The following is a 25471-nucleotide window of genomic DNA, read 5'->3' on the forward strand; positions in this document are numbered from 1 at the left end:
CGGGTCGCTACAGGCGCCCGTGCCCCGACGGATCGCACAGACCCGCGTCCGGCCGGCATCTCGCGGCCGGCCGGGGGGACGCGCTATGCTCCGCGGATGCGCCTCTCCCTACTCTGTGTTGGCTCGGTCCTCGTCACGTTGGTCGGCTGCAACGACGACGTCGGCAGCGTCACGACGTTCGACCCGTCGACCTCGTCGACCGGCGACACGATGACGACGACGACGGCATCGACCACGATGTCGACGTCGACGACGAGCGACGACTCGACCTCGTCGACGAGCGTCGATCCGACCACCGACACCACCGCCGACACGTCCGCGGCCAACACCACCAACTCCGGTGCGCTGTGCGGCGACGGCGTCATCAGTGGCGCGGAAGAGTGCGACTGCGGCGGCATCTCGTGCACCGCGGAGGAGCTCGGCAACAACACCTGCATGGACATCGACGACCCGTCGATTCCCGGCACCATCACCGGCGGCACCCTGGGCTGCAATCCGGCGAGCTGCCGCTTCGACACCAGCCAGTGCACCTACTGTGGTGACCGCATCGTCAACGGCAACGAGACCTGCGAGCCCGATGTCGACATCACGGAGACCTGCATGGATCTCGGCGCTGGCGCGGCCGGACCGGTGACCTGCGACAGCGCCTGTCAGGTCGACACCTCCAAGTGCACCGACTGCGCAGTGAGCTTCGACTTCGAGCTCGCGACCTGCCCGGCGGGCTTCAGCGCGACCTCGCTCAACGGCGCGGCCGCGCCGAGCACCTGGGCCTGCGGCGATCCGACCGTGTACGCCCAGGGCCCCGGCGTCGCGTCGCCCGGCACCTTCGGCACCAACCTCTCGGGCCCCTACAACGCCAACGAGATCAGCGCGCTGGTCTCCCCGGAGATCGACTTCTCGAACTGCATGGACGACGGCATCGTGATGTCGCTGCGCCACTGGCACAACTTCGAGGGCGGAGCCAGCAACGCGGACGGCGGCATCGTGCAGGCCAGCGAGGACGGCGTGAACTGGGTGACCATCGAGCCGGTCGACGGCGACCTCTACGACGACGTCGTGGTCACCGCCACCTACGACCCGGTCAACGGTGCGCTCGGCTTCTCCGGCAGCCAGGACGACAACCAGTGGAGCCTGTCGAACTTCGATCTGACGGAGTACGCCGGCAGCGCCACGCTGCAGCTGCGCTTCGTGTTCGGCAGCAACGCCACCACGCAGCAGGGCGGCTGGTACATCGACTACATCAACCTGCTGGGTAGCGGCAGCAACTGAGGCGCCGCCACGGCGCTCGACGTAGTGGCCCGCGCGCGCGCGCGGGGTCGGATGGGCGACGGCGACGCCACCTCGCGAGGTGCTCGCCGTCGTCGCCGTTCGAGGGTGGGCATTTGCGAGCTGGTCGATGATGGCCCCTCGCAGACTCACGCCGCCGAAATGTCCGCGAGGTTGCTCGTCGCGCTCGAATGCCGCTACCTTCTTCGAACGAGGGCGAACGGGCGAACGAACCGTTTGCGAGATCGACCCATGCGCATGCCCCTTACGAACTCACTCAGCCTGCTGTGTCTCGTCACGATCGCGGCCGCCTGCACGAGCAACCCGATTGCCCAGGAGACCGCCACCGACGGCTCGAGCAGCGGCAGCGGCGGGGGCACGACGGCGACGACCACCGCCAGCACCACGCTCGGCGGCGAGGACTCGAGCTCGTCGGGGGTCGATTCGTTGTCGTCGACCAGCGCGACCGCGAGTGCGACCACGGCGGACGGCAGCGGCTCGACCGCGGCGGAGACGGGCGACCCCGAGTGCGGACCCTCGGCAGTGTGCGGTCAGCCAGCGCCTGCGGGATGGTTCGGGCCTGCGATCTACTCGCGCGTCGTCGAGGGCGACGCACCGGCCTGCCCCGCGGAGTATCCGTCGGGCGGACCGACCGTGCTCGAGGGCTACCACGATCCGGGGCCGGCACTGTGCGACTGCGAGTGCAACCTCAACATGATGCAGACCTGCAGCGCGTACGTGTACGGGCACAACAACTCGTCGTGCAACACGTACAACTACTCGCAGGTCACCGAGGCCTGCTCGGCGGTCAGCATCACCGCGTACGCGCAGTTCTACGCGTACCTGCAGAACAACCCCAGCTGCATGCAGAACAAGATGGAGGAGTTCCCTGCGCCGCAGTGGGACGCCAGCATCAAGTCGTGCAAGCTCGGCGACAACCCGACCTCGTGTGGCGAGGGCGGCATCTGCACGCCGGTGCCGGGTGCGGACTTCGAGGCCCCGGTCTGCATCTACAAGCAGGGCGACGAGGCCTGTCCGGCCGGGCCGTACAGCAACAAGGTGACCTTCTTCACCGGGGTCGAAGACTCGCGCGACTGCAGCAGCTGCACCTGCGGGACCGTCGCGGCCAACTGCGACAACGCGGTGGCGGACGTCTACACCGGCACCGAGTGCGCGGGGAATCCGACGTCGTCGTTGGCCGCCAACGGCGGCTGCGTGCCGGCTGTCGGTGGCTCGATCGCGATGGCGATCGACGAGGACAGCACGTGCCCCATCACCGCCACGCCCGAGCCCACCGGCTCGATTGCGGCCGTCGGCGAGTTCACGTTCTGCTGCACCGGTTGACGCGTCCGCGGTGATCCGCCTCGACAACGTCGCGAAGCGCTACGGCTCGCAGATCCTCTACGTCGACGCCTGCATGGGCGTCGCGCGGGGGCAGAAGCTCGGCTTGGTCGGCCCCAATGGCGCCGGCAAGTCGACCATCTTCCGGCTGATCACGCGCGAGGACACCCCCGACGAGGGCACGGTCGCGGTCGATCGCGGCGTGACCATCGGCTACTTCGATCAGAACGTGGGCGAGATGCGCGGGCGCAGCGTACTGGCCGAGACCATGGCCGGCGCCGGCGAGGTGTCGAGTCTCGGCGACGAGCTGCACGCGCTCGAGCACGCGATGGCCGCCCCTGATCGGGCCGACGAGCTCGACCGCCTGGTCGCGCGCTTCGGCGAGGTGCAGCCCCGCTTCGACGAGCTCGGCGGCTACCAGCTCGAGGCCCGCGCGCGCGAGATCCTGGCCGGGCTCGGCTTCGCCGAGGAGGTCGTGGAGCGCGACGTCGGCACGCTCTCCGGTGGCTGGAAGATGCGGGTCGCGTTGGCGCGCATCCTGCTGATGGAACCCGACGCACTGCTGCTCGACGAGCCCACCAACCATCTCGACATCGAGTCGATCCTGTGGCTCGAGCGATTCCTGCGCGGCTTCGCCGGCGCAATCCTCATGACCTCGCACGATCGCGAGCTACTCAACCGGTTGGTCGACGGCATCGTCGAGATCGACGGCGGCGAGCTCACGACCTACAGCGGCAACTTCGACTTCTACGAGCGCCAGCGCGAGCTGGCCGCGACCCAGCAGGAGGCCCAGTACGCACGGCAGCAGGCCATGCTCGCGAAGGAGGAAGCGTTCATCGCTCGCTTCGCCGCACGGGCCAGTCACGCCGCGCAGGTGCAATCGCGGGTGAAGAAGCTGGAGAAGATCGAACGCGTGGTGCCGCCGCGGCGTCGCAAGGTCGTCGACTTCGAGTTCCGCGCACCTCCGCGGTCGGGCGACGACGTGCTCCGCCTCGAGCGCGTCGGCAAGCGCTATGGCAGCCGAGTGCTCTACGACGGCTTCGACCTGACCATCCGTCGCGGCGAGCGCTGGTGCGTGATGGGCATCAACGGCGCTGGCAAGTCGACGTTGCTCAAGCTCGCCGCCCTGGAGCTCGAGCCCGACGACGGACGCGTGGTCGGGGGCGCGAGCGTCAAGCTGGGCTACTTCGCCCAGCACGCGATGGAGCTGCTCGATCCGACGCTGACGGTGCTGGCGCAGCTCGAGCGCGATCACCCGCGCACCGGCCAGGGCTCCCTGCGCGCGCTGCTCGGCGCGTTCGGGTTCTCGGGTGATGACGTCGACAAACCCTGCCGCGTGCTCTCGGGTGGCGAGAAGGTGCGGGTGGTGCTCGCGAGCATGCTGTACGACCCGCCCAACTTCCTCGTGCTCGACGAGCCCACCAACCACCTCGATCTCGACACCAAGCAGATGCTGACCCGCGCGCTGTCCGGCTTCGAGGGCACGATGCTGTTCGTGTCCCACGACCGACGATTCCTCGCGGAGCTGTCGAACCGCGTGCTCGAGCTCGGCGCCGACGGGCCGGTGTGCTACGGCGGCGGGTACCTCGAGTATGTCGCGGCGTCGAAGCACGAAGCGCCCGGCATGCGCTGAGCTCGGGCGGGCGCGGCCCAACGGCCGGCAGCGCTTCTACTCGGCGGCTGCGCCGAGGAACAAGTGGGTCACCTTGCCGTCGACGAACGTATAGATCGCGCCGCCGTAGATCGAGCCCGCGACGAAGGTCTCCGGCGTGGTGGTCTCGGCCTCGAAGTTCGAGCCATAGATCGCCTCGACCTCGGCGCGGGTGCTGCCGATCGCGAGGCCCCAGCCGAGCGGTAGCTTGCAGGTCGGGCCGGCACTCAGGCTACGGACCGTCTGCGCGCCGTTCTTCGTCGTGGCGCTGAGCCCGACCTCGATGCCCGCGGCGGGGTAACGCCACGTCTGCACGAACTCGCCGGTCGCCCCCTCTTCCTGGATCTTCGTGGTCTTGGACGGCTTGCCCAGCTTGGCCTCGACCTCGGCGGGGGTCATGCCCACGTGCAGCTCGCCCACCGACTCGAACGAGAGATCGATGTTGCCGTCGACGAACACTGGACCGCTCGGCGCCTTCGCGTCGGCCGCCTTCGCGTCGGGCGACTTCGCGTCGGCCGCCTTCGCGTCGGGCGACTTCGCGTCGGCCGCCTTCGCGTCGGCCGTCTTCGCGTCGGCCGTCTTCGCGTCGGCCGTCTTCGCGTCGGCCGTCTTCGCGTCGGCCGTCTTCGCGTCGGCCGTCTTCGCGTCGGCCGTCTTCGCGTCGGCCGTCTTCGCGTCGGCGGGGGTGACGGCCTTCGTATCGCCCTGCTCGTCGTCGCAGGCGACGACCCCGACCGCCAGCGACAGCGCCGCGAGCCATGCACGGTGTTGCATGGCGTAATGTCGCGTGCGGTCGCGAACGCGTCAACGACCCCGGAGCTCGCGGCGCCCGACGAGGCACGCCGACGCCCACACGCCCGCGCCCACGCACATGGAATAGACCGCGACGCTGGTTCGATCGTTGTCGCGTGACCGTGATGCCGGCCAGCGTGGGCACGACGAGACGCCATGGAGCCGGCCTCGCGCCTTGCGCGGCCTCGCACGCGCTGGGATACTCGAAGGCCCCGTGGATGATCCCGTGGTGAACTCCGCCCCCGCCACGATCATCCTCGCCATCGAGCGCCCCGGACAGTCGGTGCAGACCGTCACGGTGACGGGATCGCGCGCGCTCGTCGGCCGCGAGTCCGGCGACATCGTGCTGGCCGACGCCGAGTCGTCGGCCATGCATGCGGAGATCGACGCGAGCGGCGCGGCGCTCATCGTGCGCGACCTCGGCAGCAGCAACGGCACGTGGCGCGGTCGAGCCAACGCCGCCGGCGAGATGCAGTGGGAGCGGCTGCCGCAGTTCGCCCTGCTGCCGGGCACGTGCTTCCGCTGCGGCACGACCATCGTGCGCCTGATCGAGCAACCGGGCGGCGAGCTGCCCGCGGCCGGCCGTACGGTGGTCTCCGGCTCGCGCAGCGGCACCCGACTCTCGACCGACCACGGCGTGCCCGTGCGGACGCCTGCGCCCGCCGTCGCCCCCATCGCGACGAGCGCGATCACGGCGGTGCGTGCGACCCCGACCCCGAGCGCGTCACCGACCATGCCCGGGCAAGCAGCGGCTGCGCCCGCGCCTGCGCCCGCGTCTGTGCCCGCGCCCGCGTCTGCGCCCGCGTCCGCGGTGGTCCCCTCGAGCGCGACGCTGCCGTTGTTCGGCGCGGCCCCGGCGACGACGCACGACGGCGTCGTGCCCACCGCGGACGCCTCGGCGCCGGCGCCCGAGGGTGCGAGCAGCACGATGCGCGCGCCAGTGCCCGCCGCCGAAGCGCCCGTGGCCGCCGCACCGATGGCCACCGCCGACGTGCCGATGCACGCCGCGATCGCCCCTGCACCGGCGCCGTCGGTGACCGTCGATCCAGCCCGGCGACCGCCGGTGAAGAACGCGCTCATCCGCCCCGGTGACAAGCCGGTGACGGGGCCGACCCCCATCGTCGCGCCCCGCGGTCCGCGTCGCTGGCCCAAGCGACTCGGCTTCGTCGCGGCCGCGCTCGCGGTCGTCGCCGCGCTGTCGACCCTCGCGTGGTGGGCGGTCCGGCACTTCGGCGCACGTCCGCCGGCCATCGCCCGCACCGTCGCCGAGCAGTTCCCGGCCGACGCGCTCGGCTTCGTGGTCTTCGCCGCGCCCGAGACCCAGATCGGCCTGCTCGGCGACGCGCTACCGGAGTCGGTGCGCGCCGGCGCAACGCAGCAATGGGGCTTCGATCCCTTCGTCGCGACGGCGTGGCAAGAGGCCGGCATCGACCCCGCCGCACCGATCGCGATCGCGTGGCTCGATCCGACCAAGCCGGCGATCGCGATCTCCGTCGGCCTGGGCGATCGCGACAAGCTGCGGGCGGCCCTGCCCGGGCTCGCGGCCAAGCTCGCGGCCGGCAGCACCGGCGCGACGAGCACGGCCACTGCGCCCGAGGTCGCGGTGAGCGATCGCAGCTTCGGCGACACCGCCGGCTTCTGGCTCGAGGCCCCGCGCCCCACCGCAGTGGTGGTGCGCGACGCAAGGGCGGTCGCCGTCGTCGGCCTCGACGGTGCCGACGCCGCCAGCGTGGCTGCGCACGCCGAGCGCATCGCCGCACTCGAGCACGACACCAGCCTCGCAGCACGGGAGGGCTTCACCGCGCTCGGCTCCGAGGTCGGCGATCCAATCGTCTTCGCGTACGTCGATGGCGTGTCGATGCGCTCGGCGATCCCGGCGAACGCCGCGAGCCTGGTGGCGCTGCGCATGGGCTTCGCCGAGATCGACGCGCTGTCCTTCGCGCTGCTGCGCGACGACGCCCGCGTGCGCATCTCGTCGCAGGTGCTCGCCCGCGAGGGCTCGCAGGCACTGCGCTACCTCGACGGCGAGCGCAGCGGCGCCGCACTGGCGCGCGTGCCGGGCCCCGCGCTGGCCGGGCTCGACGGCGCGTTCGCGGCCAAACCGATCGCCGACGCGCTCATCGCCTTCGCCAACCTCACCGGCAGCTGGACGGAGATCGAGAGCGCAGTGCGGGGGCAAGCGGGGCTCGAGCTGCGCGGGGACATCATCGACAACATCGCGGGCGAGGCTGGTGTGGTCCTGCTGGCCCTGCCCTCGAAGCCCGACGCCAGTGATGCCGCGGTGCTGGGATACCTGCGGGTCGTCGACGAGGCCAAGGCCAAGGCGTCGCTCGACGCGGCCCTACCGGCGCTGCAGTCGAAGGTCTTCGACGTGCCCGCCTCGACCGAGACCATTGCCGAGACGGCGGTGCACACCTTCACCGTCGGCGGCGAGGGTCACGAGCTGCGGATCTCGCTGTTCGTCGCGGGCGAGCACCTGTGGCTGGCGACGGGCACCGCGGACGTGCGGGCGCTGCTCGAGCGCACCGGCAAGAGCGTCCACGACACCGCGCGGAACTCGGTGCTCGCGCGCGCCACCGACAAGGGCGGCGTGATGCGGGGCTTCGTCGACGTGCCGACGATCGCGGAAAAGCTGGAGCCCTTGCTCGACGAGGTCGAGCGCGCGAACAAGCTCGAGGCGGAGCCGCTGTGGAAGCTGCTCGACGCCGTCACCTACGGCGTCGACGTCCACGAGCGCCGCCTGCACACCGAGCTGGTCGTGCACACCACCGAATCCGACGGCCTCGCCGCGCTGCTCCGTGCGGCCGCCAAGCTCTCGGGCGATCGCGCCGCCGCAGCGATCGGGCGGGCGCAGCGCGTCGCCGACTGCGAGAAGCTGGTCACGCACCTGATGGAACTGCAGGCCAGTGACACCTCGCGCACGGTGGCCGAGTTCGCGCTGCGATTCGAGGTGTCCGATCGCTGCGCCACGATCGCGAAGCCCGAGCAGATCGCCTGCGCGTTGGCGGCCACCAGCTTCGCCGAGGTCGACGCCTGTGGCGGTGCCGAGGCGGGGCTGTTGCCGCCCGAGCCCGAGCCGCAGGCGGTGCCGTACATCGACGACATCTGGCCCAACACCCGCGCCAGCACCAGCGAGAGCGGGCGCCCACGCGCGGAGGTCAACTATGGCGTCGACGTGGGGGTCGATCCGCAGATTCGCGGCCGCGCCGACGCGCTCGTCACCATCATCGAGTTCGGCGATTTCCAGTGCCCCTACTGCCGCGAGGTCACCGCGACACTCGACGAGGTGCTGAGCCGCCACGGCAACAACGTGCGGCTGGTGTTCCGCCACAACCCGCTGCCGATCCACCCCGAGGCCAAGAACGCCGCGCGAGCCGCCCTCGCGGCGGCGCGCCAGGGCAAGTTCTGGGCGATGCACGACAAGCTGTTCGAGTCGCAGTTCGAGCTCGCGCCCGACAAGTACCGCCAGTACGCGACCACGCTCGGCCTCGACGTCGACCGCTTCGTCGCCGACATGGACGACCCTGCCATTGCGCGTCAGGTCGAGGACGACACCGCGGTCGCACGACGCTTCGGCCTCACCGGCACACCATCGTTCTTCGTCAACGGTCGCTTCCTCTCCGGCAACCAGTCCCTCGCGGTGTTCGACAGCCTGGTCAACGAAGAGCTGTCGCGCGCGCGCACGTTCGTCGAGCGGCGCGGCAACAGTCGCAAGCGGCTCTACGAGGACATGATCGCCCGCTTCGCCAGCGAGGTCACGAAGTCGGCCGCGGTGGCACTGCCGCCCGATACCGGTGAGCGCTTCTCGATCGCGACCGAGGGGCTGCCCCGCCGCGGGGCCAGCGGCTTCGCGCGCGTCAACCTCACCGAGTGTGGCGATTTCGACTGTCCGTACTGCCAACGTGCGACCAAGACGCTCGATCGCATCGTCGCCGACTACCCCACGCAGGTGACCGTGACGTTCCTGCACAATCCCCTGGGCTACCACGCCAACGCCGAGCCCGCGGCGCGCGCTGCGATTGCCGCCGACAAGCAGGGCAAGTTCTGGGAGATGCACGACAAGCTCTATGCGCACCCCGATGCACACGCGCAGTCCGACTTCGTCGGCTACGCGAAGGAGCTCAAGCTCGACGTCGCCCAGTTCGAGCGGGACTTCGCCGCGCCCGAGACCGCCAAGCTCGTCGTCGATCAGCAGAAGATCTGCGCCGACGCAGGCGGCACCAGCACGCCCACGTTCTTCCTGAACGGCCGGCGCATCGAGGGTGCGCAATCCTTCGAGACCTTCAAGGCGCTCATCGACGCCGAGCTGCTGGGCGGCATCTGAGGCGACGCCCTGGGGCCCACAAGCACGGCAGAAGCGTGTAGCCTTCGGCCGTCCGCTGGGAGGGCACGACATCGTGGCCTGCCGTGCAACACCGGCAGGCTGCCCCGGCGGATGCAACCTACCGAGGAAGATGGCATCCCCATGACGACGAATCACGGCCGCGTTTCCCCCGCGCTGCGAGCTCGAACCACCGCGCTGCTGGCCTGCGCACTGGGCCTGGCTTGCAACAACGACTCCACCACCAGCCAGAACGACAGCAGCAGCTCGACCGGCGAAGGCTCGTCGGACTCGTCGGCGAGCAATCCGACGACCACGGCCGGCTCCGACACCACCACCGGCACGACCGACGCGACGATGACCACCGCGCAGGATTCGACCGGCGGCAGCTGTTTGATCGCGCCGCAGCTCATGGCCGACCCGAGCTTCGAGTCCGGCGCCGACGCGTCGGCATGGGGCGAGGCCTCGAGCCTGTTCGGAACCCCGCTCTGCGACGCCTCGTGCAACGGTCCCACCGCGAGCGATGGCTCGTGGTTCATGTGGCTCGGCGGTTCGGGCAATGGCACCGACGTCGGCGGCGTCTCGCAGGTCGTGACGATCAACGAGTTCGACAGCGCGACGCTGCGCTTCGACTTCTTCTACGGCGCCGCGAACCCGGGCGATGTGTTCCAGCTACAGATCGACGGCAACGTGGTCTGGGAGGTGACGCCCGAGGAGGCCGCCGACTACGCCGACTGGACGCCAGTCGAGATCGACGTCACGGCGTACGCCGACGGTGCCGATCACGACTTCGATTTCACCGGCAGCGCGGTCGCGGGTAGCAACATCTACCTCGACAACGTGACGCTCGAGAGCTGTGGCGACGGCGCCGCCGTGACCGAGGGTGACACCGTCGATCCCGCCATGACCGGGGGCGGCACCACCGACACCGATCCCACCGGCGATCCGCTCATGTGCGAGGACATCGGCAGCACCGTGCCGTTCACGCAGATGGGCAACAACGGCGGCGCCGGTGACCACGGCACCGGCAGCTGCACGGCGGACTTCGGCCAGAACCCCGGCGAGGACGTCGGCTACACCTGGACCGCGCCCGCGGCCGGCACCTACCGCTTCGACACGCTCGGCAGCACGATCGACGACACCGTGCTGTACGTGCTCGAGGACTGCATGGGTGGCGCCGAGATCGCCTGCAACGACGACGTCTCCGGCGATGAACTCCGCTCGGCGGTCACGATGTCGCTCGCGGCCGACCAGACCATCACCATCGTGGTGGACGGCTGGTCCGACATGGTGGTCGGCGAATTCGTGCTGAACATCGCGCAGGTCGCCTGCGAGGCGCCCACCGATCTCGGCAACAACGAGCCGCTGTCCTACGACGACGACAACATGGGCGCCGGCGACGACATCTCGTCGAGCTGCGGTGGCATCGGGGGCGAGGACTCGATCTACACCTGGCAGGCCCAAGACGACGGCATCTACGCCATCTACGCGGTCAGCCTCGACATGAGCCCGGTGGTCTCCGCGTTCGCGAGCGGCGAGTGCGGCAACCCCAGCAACGAGCTCGGCTGCGCGACCGGTGACAACTTCGCGGTGTTCAACACCGTGCTCGCGGCCGATCAGGAGATCGTGGTCGTGGTCGACGGCGCCAGCGCGGCGGAGGTCGGCAACTACGAGCTGAACATCGAGCAGACCGGCGTGCTGTCGGGTGACTGCTGCGCCGCCGACGACTCCCCGGGCTGCGTCGACGTCGCGACCACGCAGTGCGTATGCGGCTTCGACGTGCCGGCCGACGTGCAGGCGCCCTACCCCGACCCGTCGGACTGCTGCAGCGGCGAGTGGACCGCAGAGTGCGCGGGCCTGGCCGGCTCGCAGTGCGGTGCCGGCTGCACGGCCGTCGACGCTGGCACCTGTTGCATGGGCGACAGCGGGATGCCGCTGTGCAGCGTCGGCGAGGTGCAGGACTGCGTGTGCGCGTTCGACTCGTACTGCTGCGACACCGACTGGGATGAGTCGTGCGTGGCCAAGGCGGTGTTGTTCTGCAACGCGGACTGCGGCTAGCCCTGTGCTGGCTGCTCGCGGTGCTGTCGTGGCCCCACGTGGCCACGGCGGCGCCGCAGCCCGAGCGCGCGCGTGAACACGCGCGCATGCTGGTGGAAGACATCGGTCCGCGCGTCGCAGGCTCGCCAGCGATCGAGCAGGCCCAAGAGCGCGTGCGGGCGATCTTCGGCGCGCTTGGACTCGCGGTCGAGCACGTCGCGGTCGGGCACCTCGAGACGGCACCGGTGCGCGTTGCCGGCGAGGTGGTCGTGCCGGCGCACGTGATGGACCTGCCCGGCGATCACACGTTGGTGGTGCGGCTGCCCGCCCACGATGGCGCGACCGAGCCCGCCATCCTCTTCATGGCCCACCTCGACACCGTCGACGGCTCGCCGGGCGCGGTCGACGATGCCGCGGCCGTCGGCGTACTGCTCGAGCTGACGCGAGCGCTGCTCGAGACCCCATCGCGGCCACACCCTGTGATGATCGCGATCACGGCGGCCGAGGAGCCGGGGCTGGGCGGCGCCCGAGCCCTTGCGGCCTCGCTGCGGCCCGACGAGGTCGCCTTCGCGGTGTCGCTCGATCTCATCGGTCGCCCGGGTCCACTCGCGCAGAACGGCCTGTCGCGACTGCTCGGCCGCGGGCTGCTGCAGCGGCTCGCAGCCGCGGCGAAGACCGCCAGCGTCGCGATCGAGGCGCCGCTGACCCATCAGGTCGTCAGTCGCCTGCTTCCGCAGCTGGAGCGCAGCGACCACGGCGCCTTCACAGAGCGCGGCATCCCGGCGATGCACCTGTTCCATCGCGGTCCTGGCCACATCGACCTCGCGTACCACAGCGCGGACGACGTGCTCGCGCGCGTCGACGCCGACGCCCAGCGCGACGCGCTCGCCTTCGTCCACGCACTCGCCCTCGATCCCGCACCGCTGCGGCCCGACGACGATGCACCCGCGACCTTCGTGCCGCTCGCGGGCGCCACGCTCGTGCGCGACCTGTGGCTGCGCCTGCTCGAGTTGGCCGCGCTGGTCGTCGTCGTGTTCGCCCTGCATCGCGCCCGGCGGCGTGATGGACCACGTGAGGGTCGCTCGCTCGGTGCGCTGGCCTGGATCGCCGCGGTGCTCGTGACGTGGGTGGCGGCGGTGGCCATCGAACTGCTCGCCGCTCGACTCGCCGGGCATCCGCAGCCGTGGATCCACACGCCCGGCCGCGCGAGCGTGCCGTGGCTGTTCGCGGTCGCGGCCGCGCTGCTGGCAGTCGCCCCCGGCTGGTACCGCGATGGCCGCACGCGCGCGGTGCTGCCGCTCGCCATCGTCGCAGCGGCGATCCCCGGCGCAGCGTTGCTGTGGTTCGGCATCGTCGAGCTGGCGTGGGTGCCGCTGTCGATGGCGCTGGCCTTGGCCGCGATGGCGTTCACCTCGCGCGCGCAGCGGTGTGCGATCTTCCTCGCGCTCGCGATGCTGCCGGCGTGGGCCATCGTCGATCCGCTGCGCCTGCGCGAAGCCAGCTACCACGGCTTCCTCGGCCGCACCGTACCGTTGTCGCTCATCTTGGCGGTGGTGTTCCTGCCGATCGCGCTCGCATGGCTGCACGTCATCGTGCTGTGGCGGCCGCCGCGAGTCGTCCACCGCGCGGCCGCGATCGTGGCTGCACTCGCGATCCTCGGGGTGCTCGGCGGGGCCGCCGTCACCCGCCCGGCCTGCGCGGGCGATGACTTCGCCGCCCGCGGGCTGGCGTGCGAGCGCGGGGCCGCAGTCGCGGCCGGCGTGCGCACGACGCCGTGATCGGTGGCGCTACGCGTCGCCCTGTGGCGGCGTCGAGGCGGCGCGACGCCGCTTCCACTCCGCGTCGAGCTCGCGGGCGAGCGCGCGTCGCGGACGTCCGTAGGGTTCGTCGGTGAGCTCGAAGCGCCCGATGCGATCGACGCGGAACAGGCGGAAGTCCTGCCGCAGGCAGCACCACGCCGCCACGATCTCCTTGCCCTCGTAGTACGCGAGCTGCAGCGGCCAGATCGTGCGCTCGCTGCCACGGCCGTCGGCGTCCTGGTAGGACATCGCCACGGCGACCTCTGTGCGCATGGCCTCGCGCGCGCGCTGCAGCACCGGCGCGCGCTCGCCGGCGCTGCCGAGGTTGACGGGCCACAGACCGGTGTCGTCGATGCGCGCTCGCAGGTCGTCGGGCGACGCAGTCGCGATCTTCGCGAGCGCATCGCGGGCCGCCTGCCCCAGCTCGTCGTCGGGCAGCGTCTGTACCCAACGGGCGCCGAGTACCAGAGCCTCGAGTTCAATCGCGGTGAACATGAGTGGTGGCAGGAAGAAGCCCGCGCGCAGCACGTAGCCGAGCCCGGCCTCGCCCTCGATCGGCGCACCGAGCCCGATCAGGGTCTGGATGTCGCGGTAGATGGTGCGAACGGAGACCTCCTGCTCGTCGGCGAGGGTCTCCGCGGTCACCGGCGCGCGACGGCGTCGCAGCGCGTGCAGCAGCGCGAAGAGTCGTTCGGTCTTGTCCATGCGGTGCTGGTCCGCCGCGATGGTTGCAGAGCCACGCGCGGCGGACAACGACGCCGCGTCAGCCGGGTTGCGGCAGGTTCTTGGCGACCTCGGGGTGCTGCTGCAGCAGCTCGACGTCGAGCTGCTGCGCCCGCTGGTAGGCGGGCCGCGACGTCGTGCGCGCGAGGTAGGCCTCGAAGGCTGGCTTGCGCGGCACCACCTGCATCACGTTCATCGTGAACGCCAGCCCGCTGGCGAGCTGGGTGTCGGCCGCCGTGAACACCGGCCCCGCTGCGTAGGGATGACGCGTGAGCTTGGCGTCGAGGTACGCGATCACGTCGTCGAATCCACCGAACGCATAGTCCGACGGCCGGTAGGTCAGGCCGTGCGCGCGCGCGGACACGGCCGGATCGAAGACGGCGTCGCAGTACACCAGCGTCGTGAGATACGCGGCGCGGCCCTGCGCGTCGATTGCGGGCGCGAGGCCGGCGTCGGCGAAGCGGTCACCGAGGTAGATCGCGATCGCGGCGCGCTCGGTGACGACGACGTCACCGTGCTGAATCGCCGGTACCTTCTTGTGGGGCTGGATCGCGCGATAGCCCTCGTCGACCCCCTGCGGCGCGCGCACGTCGACGATGTTCACGGCGTACGGGACGGCGAGCTCCTCGAGCAGCCACCGAATGCCCGCCGAGCGGGACCAGGGAACGTGGTGGAAGACGAGGTCGGGCTGGGTCGTGGTCATGCCCGAGATGTAGCGGGTCGCCGTGACAGAACCTGTCAGGAGACTGCAGCGCCGCGCCGCTCGTCACAGCCCGAAGAACGCGCGCGCGACCGCAGTGGTCTCGGCCGCGAGCTGCGCGAAGGGCTTGCCCGCGGCGCTCGCGACCGCGTGGGCGACGTGCACGAGCAGCGCCGGCTCGTTGCGGCGGTGCCGGGGCATCGGCTTCAGGTCGCGCGGGAGCAGGTAGGGCGCGTCGGTCTCGACCATGAGCCGCGCGGCGGGGATGCGCGGCACCAGCTCGCGCAGGTGGTGTCCGCGGCGTTCGTCACAGATCCAGCCGGTGATGCCGATGTGCGCGTCGAGCTCGAGGTAGGCGTCGAGCTCGTCGCCGGTGCCGGTGAAGCAGTGCACGACCACGTGCGGCAGCGAGCTGCGGTGCTCACGGAGCATCGCGACGAAGTCGCCGTGGGCCGCGCGCTCGTGGAGGAACACCGGCCGCTGCAGCTCGATGGCGAGCTCGAGCTGCCGGGCAAACGCGCGCCGCTGTTCGTCGCGCGGCGAGTAGTCGCGATCGTAGTCGAGGCCGCACTCGCCGACCGCCACGCAGCGCGGGTCGGCCAGGCACGCGCGCAGCACCGCGAGCGTGTCGTCGCCGAAGCCGGCCGACACGTGGGGGTGCACGCCGGCGGTCGACCACAGGCGCCCGGGCTTGGCCTGCGCCAGCGTCAATGCCTCGCGCGAGGCCTCGGCCGAGGCGCCGGTCACGACGATCTGTGCGACGCCGGCGGCGGCGGCCCGCTGCAGCACCAGCTCGAGGTCGGTCGCGAACGAGCGGTTGGTGAGGTTCGCACCGATGTCGACCAGCGGTGCGTGTTCGGGGAGCGCCATGGCGCGCGGATGCTAGCAGCTCGCACCGATCGGGGGGCGGTGTGGCGTCGAGGGCATGGTCGAGCACGCCGCGGCCGGAGCGTGATCGAATCGCCGCTCGCCTGCGTCAGCCCTCGGCCTCGACGACCACCGTGTCGCCGAGCCCATCGCGGCGCAGCGCGAGACGATCGCCGCGGGCGACCACGCGCTCGACGATCTCGAACTCGTGTGCCGGGTCGAGACCTCGCGCCTGCAGCCACTGGAAGGACCGCTGCGAGCCAGTGCGCACCAGCTCCGCGTGCGTTCCGACCACCGGCGCAGGCTCGACTGGTGCGCCATCGACGGTCAACCCGAAGGTATCCTGCTCGAGCAGGGCCAGACTCTCGCCGCGCTCGCCGGGCAGCCGGACCTCGACGCGCCACGCGATGACCTCGCGTCCACTGATCGGCGCCGGGCGCAGCTCACCGTCCGCGGTCCCCTCGCGTACGAGCTGGGTGGGCTCGAACGCGGCCCGCGGCGCGGGTGCGCGCCACCGCATCGCGCGGGGCGGCGGTGATCGCAGGGCCCGCCAAAGCGTCCGCCCACGCACCGCACCGAAGGCGGTCGCACCCCCTGCGGCGATCAACGTCCACACCGGCTCGAGGCCGAGCACGCCCAGCGCCAGCACGGCGTTGGTGACGATGGAGCCCACGACGCCGAGCGCCGCCCTCGGCTTCCCCGCACGCCTGGCAATCTCGTGGTCCTCGAAGTCGCGGACGACGATGCCGTTGGCGATGACACCGAAGTCGGCCCAGACCTCGCCGCAGCAGCGCGGGCACGTGAACGTCGGCTGCGTGCCCTCGCCCATCGCCGACCGCAGTGGATCACGATCGGTGGGGAACGCCAGCCAGCCGCAGGCGAGACACAGCGTCGCGCAGGGAAACGCGTGCCGAGCCGAGGCCGCGCCGGGGACCCGCAGCATCGCTCGACGCAACTCGCGGTACAGCGCCGCGCGCTTGGTCCACGCCTCATCGCGCTGGCGCTGCAGCCCCTGTTGGTACTCGCCGGGCAGGGCATCGTGCTCGCGGAACACTGGCGCCGAGGATGACCGAGGCAGTCGCGGGTTTCATCCCCGTTGCGGTCGACATTCGTTCGATCGTCGGCGCGATGACACGGAACGCGCGTCCGGGTCGGTCGACCCCTCACTCAGGCCGGCACGAGCTCGAGCAGCGTGATCTCCGACGGCGCCCCCGCACGCATCGGCGGTCCCCAGTAGCCGGTGCCGCGGCTGACGTAGATCCACATGTCCTCGTGCCGCTCGAGGCCCGCGACGTACGGCTGCGCGAGGTACACGAGCAGGTTCATCGGGAAGTACTGCCCGCCGTGGGTGTGCCCGGAGATCTGCAGGTCGTAGCCGGCCTTCGCGGCGGCGTAGACCGAGCGCGGTTGGTGGGCCAGCAGCACCCGCACGTCGCAGCTCGGCGCGCCCGCGCAGGCCTTTGCGGGATCCGAGGCGTGGCTGGCGACCATGCTGCCGGCCGAGATGTCGGTGACGCCGGCGAGTAGCAGCTTCGCGCCGCCGCGCTCGATCACGACGTGGCGGTTGTCGAGCACGGTGAGCCCGAGACGCGCAACCTCGTCGCACCACGCGGGGCCGTCCCAGTAGTACTCGTGGTTGCCGGTCACGAAGAACACACCCTCGCGGGCTCGCAGGTCGCCGAGCGGGGCGACGTCGTCGCGCAGCTGGCCGACGAAGCCGTCGATGAGATCGCCAGTGACCGCGACGAGGTCGGCATCCTGCGCGTTGCAGACCTCCACGCAGCGCTCGAGGTACTCGCGCTTGATGGTCGGACCGACGTGGATGTCGGTCATCTGCACGATGCGCAGGCCGTGCAGCGCCGGCGGCAGGCCAACGATCGGCACCTGCACGTGCAGCACCTCGGGGGTCGCCTGCACCTGCACGAAGCCGAAGCCGGCGACGCCGCTGGCGGTCCCGACCACGCCGAGGTTGGCGAGCTGGCCGAAGAAGCCGCGCCGCGCGGGATCGGTCGGCGCGTCGGAGGGCACCGCCGCGCTGCGCCCCCGCGCGAGCACGAAGCGTCGCCACAGCGCCGCGACCCCACGACCGGCGTCGACCATCAGCTGTAGCACCAACGCGATCGACGACAGCCCGAACAGGAAGAAGCCGACCAGCTGCAGCGCGCGCGTGCTCGGCAGCCCCATGCGCGCGCCGGTCAGCGTGTACAGCGGCAGCACCGCGCACGCGATGATGACCCAACGCAGCACGCGGCGGACGGCCGGCGAGAACGCGCCGCTGCGGACCAGCCGCCGGTCGAGGTAGACGTGCAGGCCCAGCCACAACAGCGGCATGACCGTCATGAAGATGATCATCCGCGTCATCGCCGTCCTCCGCGTCGACCACCGCGCGCGCGGCGGTCGGAGCTCAGCTCGACCCTGCGTCGAGCACGTTGGCCAGGTCGGCCGCCACCTCGGCCGCCAGCGCCTTCTGTAGCTTCACGAGCCCACGGGTGTGCTCGCTCTTGGCGTACCACAGCTCCTCGCCGTTCTCGTCGTAGCCGCGCGAGACCGTCACGTGGATCTGCTTGCGGTCGGTCGTGCGCACTGCGAAGCCGAACACGTCCTCGAGCTGACCGACCGCGTCCGTGCTCTGCACGTACGACGACGCGCGCATGCGCAGCGCCTTGTCGATCCACGCCGCCGCGGTCTCGTTCTTGCTCGTGCTGCCAGCGGTGCTCCAAAAGACCTGCTCGGGATCGTCGGGGTTGTGCTGCTCGAACTCGGCGGTCGCCTCGCCGCCGCTGACGGCGAGCGCCGCGATGGCCTTGGTCTCGACTCCGACCAGCTCGCGATCGGGCAGGCTCTGCTTGCCGCTCTGCAGCGGGCGGATCACCTTGGCGTCGACGACGTAGACCTTGCCGGAGCTGGTGTCTCGCACGTAGACGTTGGCACCGCCGTACACGTTACCGCCGATCTCATAGCTCGCCGGCTCACGACCGGCGCGCGTGATCTCGAGCGTGGCCTCGGGCTCGCCCAACCCGAGTTCCTTCAGCTTGTCGTCGGTGACGCCGGTGAGCTCGCGCTTGGCCTTGAACGGCATCAGCCCCTCGAGCGCGGCCGTGCCGCTCTTGCCGGCTTTGAACTCCGACACGGTGCCGTCGTCCTTGGGCGGCGCGTGGGGGTTCTCGGGCTCGGCCTCGGGCTCGACCACTGCGGTGTCGGTGCCGAGTGGCTCGGCGCGGACCCAGCCGTAGCGACCGAGCTCGTCGGTGCGCATCTCGATGACGAGGTCGAGCTTGTCGGAGTGGTAGTGCACCCGCTCGAGCTCGTCGGCGGCGCCGCTCAGCACCACCACGTTCTCGCCGAGGTCGACCTCGGCGGGCGACGTCCAGACCCGCCACGCGCCGAACAACGACGCCGACAGCAACAAGCCGTAGACGAGGATCGATCGCTTCATCGTGCACCTCCCCGACGGCGCAGACGCATGCGCACGCCGCCGATCGCGAGTACCAAGAGCGGTACCCCCAGCACCGTCAGGTAGAACCAGGTGGTCTGGCCCTCCTTGGTGTGCTCGATCTTCACGTCCTCTTCGCTCTCGGTGGTACCCGAGAGCGCCTCGGCGCCGATGAGCCAGTTGCAGGCGTCGTCGATGAGCCGCTGGTTGCCGAGGAAGCCGACGCCGAGGTCAGAGAAGATCGAGCTGCTCGACATCACCACCGCGCGCCAGGGCGCGCCCTCGCTGCCGCCTTCGATGGCGGCGACCAGGTTGCGCGCGTTCTTGGCCTCGCCGGCATCGGCGTCGTACTCGGCGTTGCGGTCGAGGTCCGACCACACCACCGCGAGCGTGCGCACCGTGAACACGACCTTGCTGGCGTGCTCGTCGACCTCGTCGAGGGGTGCGGCCATGCGGGCGAACAGCACGTTGTTGTTGGCGCGCTGGCTCAGCGTGGTCGTCGACGGATGCTGGGAGAAGCCGTCGGTGACGAGGTTGAAGCGGTCGAGCTTGTTGTGCGTGATGGGCACGATGCCCTGCTCCGAGGCCAACACGCCGTCGCCGACCGACACGCCGAGGTACGCCAACAGGTCGTACAACGGGTCGCCGGCGCCGACGATCGGCTCGCGCAGCGCGACCGGATCGAGCGCCACCAGCAGCGAGCCGCCGGCGTCGACGTAGGCTCGCAGCGCGTCGACCTCGGTCTGGTGCAGCTGCTTGAGCGGCCCCATCGCGATCACCAGGTCGGCGTCGTCGGGCACCTTCTCGGCCAGGCCCTGCGAGATGCCGAGCTGCTTGACGTTGAAGCCGAGCTGCTTCAGCCGACCCTTGAACGCCGAGATCTCGCGGTCGACGGGCGCCTGCGCACCGCCGTCCCACCCGAGCTCGCCATGGCCGGTGGTGAAATAGACCACGCGCTCGCCATGACCGAGCTCGCGGAGGATGGTCTGGACCTCGGCGTCGAGCTTCTTGAGCGTGCGCTTGGCCTTCTCCAGGTCGGTGGCGACCTTGAGCGTGCGCGTGACCGGCTTGGGCTTGCCGTCGTCCTCGGCCTCGGCCGCCGGCGTCTCACCCTGCGCCGGCGTCGGCTCGACCTCGTCGAGATCGAGCTCGCCCTGCGTGAACGCGATGGTCCCGTTGTCGCGCACGCTGAGGGCCTTGGCCAGCCGCGGCTCGGCGGCCTGGTCGATGACCTCGACGGTGACGTTGGGCCCCTCGAGCGCGCCGAAGTACGCGGCCAGCTCGCGCGCCACGTCGGACGACGGCGGCATGAACACCCGCACGTGCACCGGCTGCTCGAGCGACGACACGATCGCCATCGTCGCGGTGCCCGGCAGCGGGGTCTTGAAGTACGCCAGGTCCCAGCGCTCGTTCTTCTTGCTGGCGATGTAGTTGACGGGGAACACCAAGGCGAGGCCCAGTGCCGCGACGACCCCGTGGCCGACCATGTCGCGGATGCGTCGCGCCGGCATCATCACCGGCGAGCTGACGATGGCGTAGTCGACCACCATCATCGGCACGGTGCCCAGCAGCCAGACGATCGGCCACAGCGAGCGCCACACCCCGAGCCAGCGCTCCTCGGAGTCCTGACTGAGCGTCAGGCTGCGCACCACCCCCTCGGTGGTCGCCGCGTACATCACCAGCGAGGCCACGCCGGTGACCAGGCAGATCATCGCGACGCGGTGGCCGAAGCGCAGGCCCTCGTCCTTGGCGCCGCGCAGCCCCTGCAGGCGCAGCACCGCCGCCACCACGATCGCGCCCAGGCCCGCGAGGCTCGCGGTCCACTGCACGGCGTCATTGCCGTCGAACAGGCGCTGGCCGGCGAACAACGCCGCCATGCCCACCAGGTACAGCAAGCTCGAGAGGCTCATCGCCACCTCCGCGCCGCGATGAAGCGGCTCGCCATCATGAGGAAGACGAACACGATCGAAACGTAGAAGACCACGTCCTCGGTGTTGATCTGGCCGCGCATGAAGCTCTTGTAGTGGCGGTCGAACAGGCTCATGTACGAGAACAGGTCGACCAGCGGCGGATCGGTGACCTTGGCCAGCAGCCACATCATCAGGAGTGCGACGGTGATGACGACCGAGGCGAAGCCGGCGACCAGCTGCGACCGCGACACCGCGCTCGCGAAGGTTCCGATCGCCGCGACCGCACCACCAACCAGCAACAGGCCCAGGTAGCCGGCGGCGATGTGGCCGTAGCTGACCTTGCCGTTCACGAACACCAGCGCCGGCATGTACAGCGTCGCCAGCACCATGGCAGCGATGACCAGCATCGCCGACAGATACTTGCCGCCGACCAGCTGCCAGTCCGCCAGCGGCGCGGAGTCGAGCAGCACGATGGTGCCGGTCTGACGCTCCTCGGCGAACGAGCGCATCGTCAGCAAGATCGACGCGATCACCGTGGTCCCGAACGAGAAATAGAAGAACTCCTCGATGACCTTGGAGCTGAACTTGGCCTCGTTGCCCAACGCGAACGCGTTGAACAGCAGGCCGTCGATCACCAGCACCGCGGCGATCACCGCGTAGCCCCACATCGAGTTGAGATAGCCCGCGAGATCGCGGCGGGCCACGAGCAACATGCCCCTCATGCCTCGAGCTCCTTCCGTAGTGGTTGTTGCTTGCTCTCGAGCGCGGCCGGTGCCCCGGCGGCGCGCGTGAGTTCGAGGAAGATCTGTTCGAGCTCACCCATCGCGTCCTGCACCGAGCGCACCCCGAGCCCGGCCTCGACCAACTCGCGCACGAAGCCCTCGCGATCGTCGGCCTTGAGCGTCACGCTCATCGTCACCAGCTCGCCGTCGACGTCGAGCTGGTAGCCGTCGACGAGCTCCGACTTACCGAGCAGCTCCTCGCAGCTGGCGAGCTTGCCGCGCACGATCACCGTGAGCCGCGTGCCGCTGCCGAGCGCACCCGAGAGCTGCGCCTCGGTGCCCTCGGCGACGATGCGCCCCTTGTGGATCACCAGGATGCGATCGACGGTCTGGGCGATCTCCGAGAGGATGTGCGAGCTGATCAGCACGGTCGCGAACTTCTTCAGCGAGCGCACGACCTTGCGCATCTCGACGATCTGCCGCGGATCGAGCCCGCTGATCGGCTCGTCGAGGATCACCACTTGTGGGCGGTGGATGATGGCTTGAGCGATGCCGACGCGCTTGCGGTAGCCGTGCGAGAGCTCGGCGATGACCTTGTCGGCGGCCTCGGTCAGCTGACAGGTCTCCATCACCCGCGGCAGCTCGGCCTCGACCTCGCTGCGGCTGCAGCCCTTGACCTGGCCGACCCACCGCAAGAACTCGGCGACCCGCATCTCGCGGTACAGCGGCGGATCCTCGGGCAGGAAGCCGATGCGGCGCCGCATCGCGTCGACCGCCTCGGTGGCGTCGACGCCGTCGACCAAGACCTTGCCGGCGCTCGGCATCTGCAGCCCCGCGAGCACCCGCAGCATGGTCGACTTCCCGGCGCCGTTGAGGCCGAGGAAGCCGACGATCTCGCGGTCGCCGATCTTGAACGAGGCCTCGCGGACCGCCGCGAAGCGCCCGTAGTAACGCGTGAGGTTCTGAACTTCGATCATGGTTCATCCCTGGAGACGTGCGCGGGCGCAGCGTCGCAGCGCCGCGGCCCAGCAGCCGCGCTAATCGAGGAAGAAGTCGACCATCGGCTCGACCTCGGGGTCGACCGCGTACTTGCGGAAGTCGGCCACGCCGGCCTGGCGCAGCACGTCCTCGTCGACGAAGAAGTTGCCGGTGCACTCGCGCGCGGGCTTGACGAGGATCTCCCACGCGGCGTCGGCCATGATCTCGGGGGTGCGGCTGTGTCGGACCATCGGGTCGCCGCCGAGCATCTGCACCGCGGCGGTGGCGATCGCGGTGCGGGGCCACAGCGCGTTGAAGGCGATGCCGTCGTTGCGGAACTCCTCGGCCATGCCCAGCACGCACATGCTCATGCCGTACTTCGCCATCGTGTACGCGACGTGGCCGCCGAACCACTTCGGCTTCATCGACAGCGGCGGCGACAGGTTCAACACGTGGGGGTTGGCGGCCTTGCGCAGGTGCGGCACGCACTTCTGCGAGCACAGGTAGGTGCCACGCGCGTTGATCTGGTGCATCAGGTCGTAGCGCTTCATCGGCGTCGACAGCGTGCCGGTGAGGCTGATGGCACTGGCGTTGTTGACGAGGATGTCGATGCCGCCGAAGTGCTCGACCGCCTTGGTCACGGCCTCGTCGACGGCCTCCTCCGAGCGGATGTCGCACACCACGGCCAGCGCCTTGCCACCGGCGGCCTCGATCTCCTGCGCGGCGGTGTAGATGGTGCCGGGCAGCTTGGGATGGGGCTCGGTGGTCTTGGCGGCGATGACCACGTTGGCGCCGTCGCGGGCGGCTCGCAGGCCGATCGCGAGTCCGATGCCGCGGCTCGCTCCGGAGATGAAGAGGGTCTTGTTCGCGAGGCTGGTCACGGAGGCGGACGATAACCCAATCGCTGCGCGGGCATGAAGGGGTCCGGGGGGCCTGTGGACGGGCCCGCGGCGCCACGCCCCCGACGCCACGCCCCCGACGCCGGCTCAGAGGCAGCAGACTGCGCCCTCGATCGCGACCGGCCCACCGGGGTCGGCGACGATCGAGCCGACCGGCGCGTTGCCGCTGTCGGGGCACTTGTAGTCCGGGCGATGCACCGCACCGTCACCGATGTCGCCGACGACCTTGCCGCCCTGGCCTTCGCAGGCGGCGGCGGTGAGGCCGGGACGCTCGTTGGTCGTGCCGTCGTCGCCGGTGTCGCCGGTCGGCGCGGGCTCGGGCGTGGTGGTGGGCTGCTCGGCGGGCTGCTTCGAGCAAGCGAGGGTGGTGGCGAGGAGGAGCAGCAGGCAGGACACGCGCATGGCCGTCGTCTAGCACGGCCGGCACCGCCGGTGCCAGGTGGCGTGATACACCAGCGACGCCCCATGCGCTGGTTCGTCCGCGGCGACATCGATGGCTTCTTCGGGCTCGCGCTCGACAACCTCGTGCAGCTGCTGTTGGTCGATGCGCTGTGCCGCCACGTGCTGGGCTTCCCCGACACACTGCTGTACGGCCGCGTGCTGCCGGGCGTCGCGATCTCCCTCTTGGTGGGCAACGTCTACTACGCGATCCAGGCCCGCAGGCTCGCGGCCGCGACCGGCCGCACGGACGTATGCGCCCTGCCCTATGGCATCAACACGGTCTCGCTGTTCGGGCACGTGTTCCTGGTGATGCTGCCGGCCAAGCTCGCCGCAGCAGCCGCCGGCCACCCCAATCCCGTCGAGGTCGCGTGGCACGCGGGACTCGCGGCGACGATCGGCTCCGGCGCCATCGAGCTGGTCGGCTCGCTCGTCGCCGACACGCTGCGTCGATGGACCCCGCGCGCGGCCCTGCTCGCGACGCTGTCGGGCATCGCGCTGGGCTTCATCTCGCTGGGGTTCCTGTTCCGCACCTTCGCGCATCCGGTCGTGGGCCTGTCGACCTTCGCGATCGTCATGCTCACGTACTTCGGCCGCGTCCGCTTCCGCGGCAATCTGCCAGGCGGGCTGGTGGCGGTCGCGATCGGCGTGACGTTGGCGTGGACCACCGGCCTCGCGCCGGTCGGCGAGGCGCCGTTGAACGCCGGCGTACACCTGCCGGTGCCGGTCTTGGGTGCGCTCGCCGATGCGTTGGGTGGCGGCTACGTGCTCACGTACCTGTCGGTGATCGTGCCGATGGGGCTCTTCAACCTCATCGGATCGCTGCAGAACATCGAGTCTGCCGAGGCCGCCGGCGACAGCTTCCGCACCGCGCCGTCGCTGGCGGTCAATGGCCTCGGTTCGATCGCCGCGGGCCTGTTCGGCTCGGTGTTCCCGACCACGATCTACATCGGCCACCCCGGCTGGAAGGCCATGGGCGCGCGCGCGGGCTACTCGGTGCTGAACGGCGTGTTCATCACCGTGGTGTGCTTGACCGGCACGCTCTCGAGCATCGCGTGGGCGGTGCCGGTCGACGCCGGCATGGCCATCGTGCTGTGGATCGGCCTGGTGATCACCGCGCAGGCCTTCGAGGCCACGCCACGTCACCACGCACCCGCGGTGGTGCTGGGCCTGTTGCCGGGGGTCGGAGCCTGGGGCGCGTTGATGGCGAAGAACGGCCTGCGCGCCGCCGGCATGGGCACCCCCGAGGCACCGTTCTCGCCGGCGCTCATCGACGCGTTCGCGCGCAGCGACACGTGGATCCACGGCGCCTTCGCGCTCGAGCAGGGCTTCATCTTCACCTCGATGATCCTCGCCGCGAGCACCGTCGCGGTGATCGAGCGACGCTTCGAGATCGCGGCCGCGTGGTGCGGCGTCGGTGCGGTGCTCGCCGTCACCGGGCTCGTGCACGGCTACGCGTTCACGCTCGGCGACACCGTGATCTCGCTGGCCCCGGCGTGGCCGTGGGCGGCGGGCTACGGCGCCATGGCGCTGGTGTTCGCCGCGGCGCGGTGGCTGACGGTGCCCGACGACGGCGCCGGGCACTGACGCGCGG

At 70.6% G+C, this 25471-nt stretch carries 19 protein-coding genes; 7 read left to right on the top strand and 12 right to left on the bottom strand.

Annotation, left to right across the window (positions count from 1 at the left end; translation table 11 throughout):
• The first annotated feature begins 96 nt into the window (after nucleotides 1-96).
• From IPH07_26490 to IPH07_26500, 3 genes are all read left to right on the top strand, one after another.
• Nucleotides 97-1269: a hypothetical protein gene (locus tag IPH07_26490; protein ID MBK6920972.1), complete on the top strand. Its 1173-nt coding sequence runs from the start codon at nucleotides 97-99 to the stop codon at nucleotides 1267-1269.
• Between the two features lie 249 nt (nucleotides 1270-1518).
• Complete coding sequence (locus IPH07_26495; GenBank protein MBK6920973.1) at nucleotides 1519-2610, top strand: hypothetical protein; 1092 nt, start codon at nucleotides 1519-1521, stop codon at nucleotides 2608-2610.
• 10 nt (nucleotides 2611-2620) lie between these two features.
• A complete protein-coding gene (locus IPH07_26500) occupies nucleotides 2621-4240 on the top strand; it encodes an ABC-F family ATP-binding cassette domain-containing protein (GenBank protein MBK6920974.1) in 1620 nt (539 codons plus the stop codon).
• Between the two features lie 36 nt (nucleotides 4241-4276).
• On the opposite strand, the gene IPH07_26505 is transcribed toward IPH07_26500, so the two are convergent.
• On the bottom strand, nucleotides 4277-5032 hold the full coding sequence (locus IPH07_26505; GenBank protein ID MBK6920975.1) for a hypothetical protein: 756 nt from the start codon (nucleotides 5030-5032) through the stop codon (nucleotides 4277-4279).
• 247 nt (nucleotides 5033-5279) lie between these two features.
• Here IPH07_26505 and IPH07_26510 point away from each other — a divergent pair, with 247 nt between their 5' ends.
• The 3 genes from IPH07_26510 (at nucleotide 5280) to IPH07_26520 (ending at nucleotide 13186) form a co-directional block, all read left to right on the top strand.
• On the top strand, nucleotides 5280-9374 hold the full coding sequence (locus IPH07_26510) for a thioredoxin domain-containing protein (protein MBK6920976.1): 4095 nt from the start codon (nucleotides 5280-5282) through the stop codon (nucleotides 9372-9374).
• A gap of 141 nt (nucleotides 9375-9515) precedes the next feature.
• On the top strand, nucleotides 9516-11429 hold the full coding sequence (locus tag IPH07_26515) for a hypothetical protein (protein MBK6920977.1): 1914 nt from the start codon (nucleotides 9516-9518) through the stop codon (nucleotides 11427-11429).
• A 20-nt stretch (nucleotides 11430-11449) separates the two neighbouring features.
• The gene (locus IPH07_26520) at nucleotides 11450-13186 is read left to right on the top strand and encodes a M20/M25/M40 family metallo-hydrolase (GenBank protein MBK6920978.1); all 1737 of its coding nucleotides are present in this window, start codon (nucleotides 11450-11452) and stop codon (nucleotides 13184-13186) included.
• Nucleotides 13187-13195: 9 nt separating this feature from the next.
• On the opposite strand, the gene IPH07_26525 is transcribed toward IPH07_26520, so the two are convergent.
• The 11 genes from IPH07_26525 to IPH07_26575 form a co-directional block, all read right to left on the bottom strand.
• Complete coding sequence (locus IPH07_26525; protein MBK6920979.1) at nucleotides 13196-13912, bottom strand: YafY family transcriptional regulator; 717 nt, start codon at nucleotides 13910-13912, stop codon at nucleotides 13196-13198.
• A 58-nt stretch (nucleotides 13913-13970) separates the two neighbouring features.
• Nucleotides 13971-14633, bottom strand: a complete 663-nt coding sequence (locus IPH07_26530; protein ID MBK6920980.1) for a glutathione S-transferase — start codon at nucleotides 14631-14633, stop codon at nucleotides 13971-13973.
• 63 nt (nucleotides 14634-14696) lie between these two features.
• Entirely contained in the window at nucleotides 14697-15500 is an 804-nt protein-coding gene (locus IPH07_26535) for a TatD family hydrolase (protein ID MBK6920981.1), read from the bottom strand.
• 106 nt (nucleotides 15501-15606) lie between these two features.
• Nucleotides 15607-16551 (bottom strand): hypothetical protein, encoded by a 945-nt coding sequence (locus IPH07_26540; protein ID MBK6920982.1) that lies wholly within the window; start codon nucleotides 16549-16551, stop codon nucleotides 15607-15609.
• Nucleotides 16552-16664: 113 nt separating this feature from the next.
• Nucleotides 16665-17837: a metallophosphoesterase gene (locus IPH07_26545; GenBank protein MBK6920983.1), complete on the bottom strand. Its 1173-nt coding sequence runs from the start codon at nucleotides 17835-17837 to the stop codon at nucleotides 16665-16667.
• 64 nt (nucleotides 17838-17901) lie between these two features.
• Nucleotides 17902-18933, bottom strand: a complete 1032-nt coding sequence (locus tag IPH07_26550; GenBank protein ID MBK6920984.1) for a DUF4340 domain-containing protein — start codon at nucleotides 18931-18933, stop codon at nucleotides 17902-17904.
• The gene (locus IPH07_26555) at nucleotides 18930-20840 is read right to left on the bottom strand and encodes a Gldg family protein (GenBank protein MBK6920985.1); all 1911 of its coding nucleotides are present in this window, start codon (nucleotides 20838-20840) and stop codon (nucleotides 18930-18932) included. Before IPH07_26555 ends, IPH07_26550 begins: the two co-directional genes overlap by 4 nt.
• On the bottom strand, nucleotides 20837-21553 hold the full coding sequence (locus tag IPH07_26560; GenBank protein MBK6920986.1) for an ABC transporter permease subunit: 717 nt from the start codon (nucleotides 21551-21553) through the stop codon (nucleotides 20837-20839). The genes IPH07_26555 and IPH07_26560 overlap by 4 nt, the downstream gene beginning before the upstream one ends.
• A gap of 5 nt (nucleotides 21554-21558) precedes the next feature.
• Nucleotides 21559-22539, bottom strand: a complete 981-nt coding sequence (locus IPH07_26565) for an ABC transporter ATP-binding protein (protein MBK6920987.1) — start codon at nucleotides 22537-22539, stop codon at nucleotides 21559-21561.
• A 60-nt stretch (nucleotides 22540-22599) separates the two neighbouring features.
• Nucleotides 22600-23421, bottom strand: coding sequence for an NAD(P)-dependent oxidoreductase (locus IPH07_26570; GenBank protein ID MBK6920988.1), 822 nt, complete (start codon nucleotides 23419-23421; stop codon nucleotides 22600-22602).
• A gap of 105 nt (nucleotides 23422-23526) precedes the next feature.
• Entirely contained in the window at nucleotides 23527-23841 is a 315-nt protein-coding gene (locus IPH07_26575; GenBank protein ID MBK6920989.1) for a hypothetical protein, read from the bottom strand.
• Nucleotides 23842-23904: 63 nt separating this feature from the next.
• Between IPH07_26575 and IPH07_26580 the strand changes: the two genes are divergently transcribed.
• Nucleotides 23905-25464 (top strand): NCS2 family permease, encoded by a 1560-nt coding sequence (locus IPH07_26580; GenBank protein MBK6920990.1) that lies wholly within the window; start codon nucleotides 23905-23907, stop codon nucleotides 25462-25464.
• Nucleotides 25465-25471 lie beyond the last annotated feature (7 nt).

It is taken from the genome of Deltaproteobacteria bacterium (genome assembly GCA_016709225.1).
In the GTDB taxonomy this organism is placed as follows: domain Bacteria; phylum Myxococcota_A; class Polyangia; order Nannocystales; family Nannocystaceae; genus Xiheibacterium; species Xiheibacterium phototrophicum.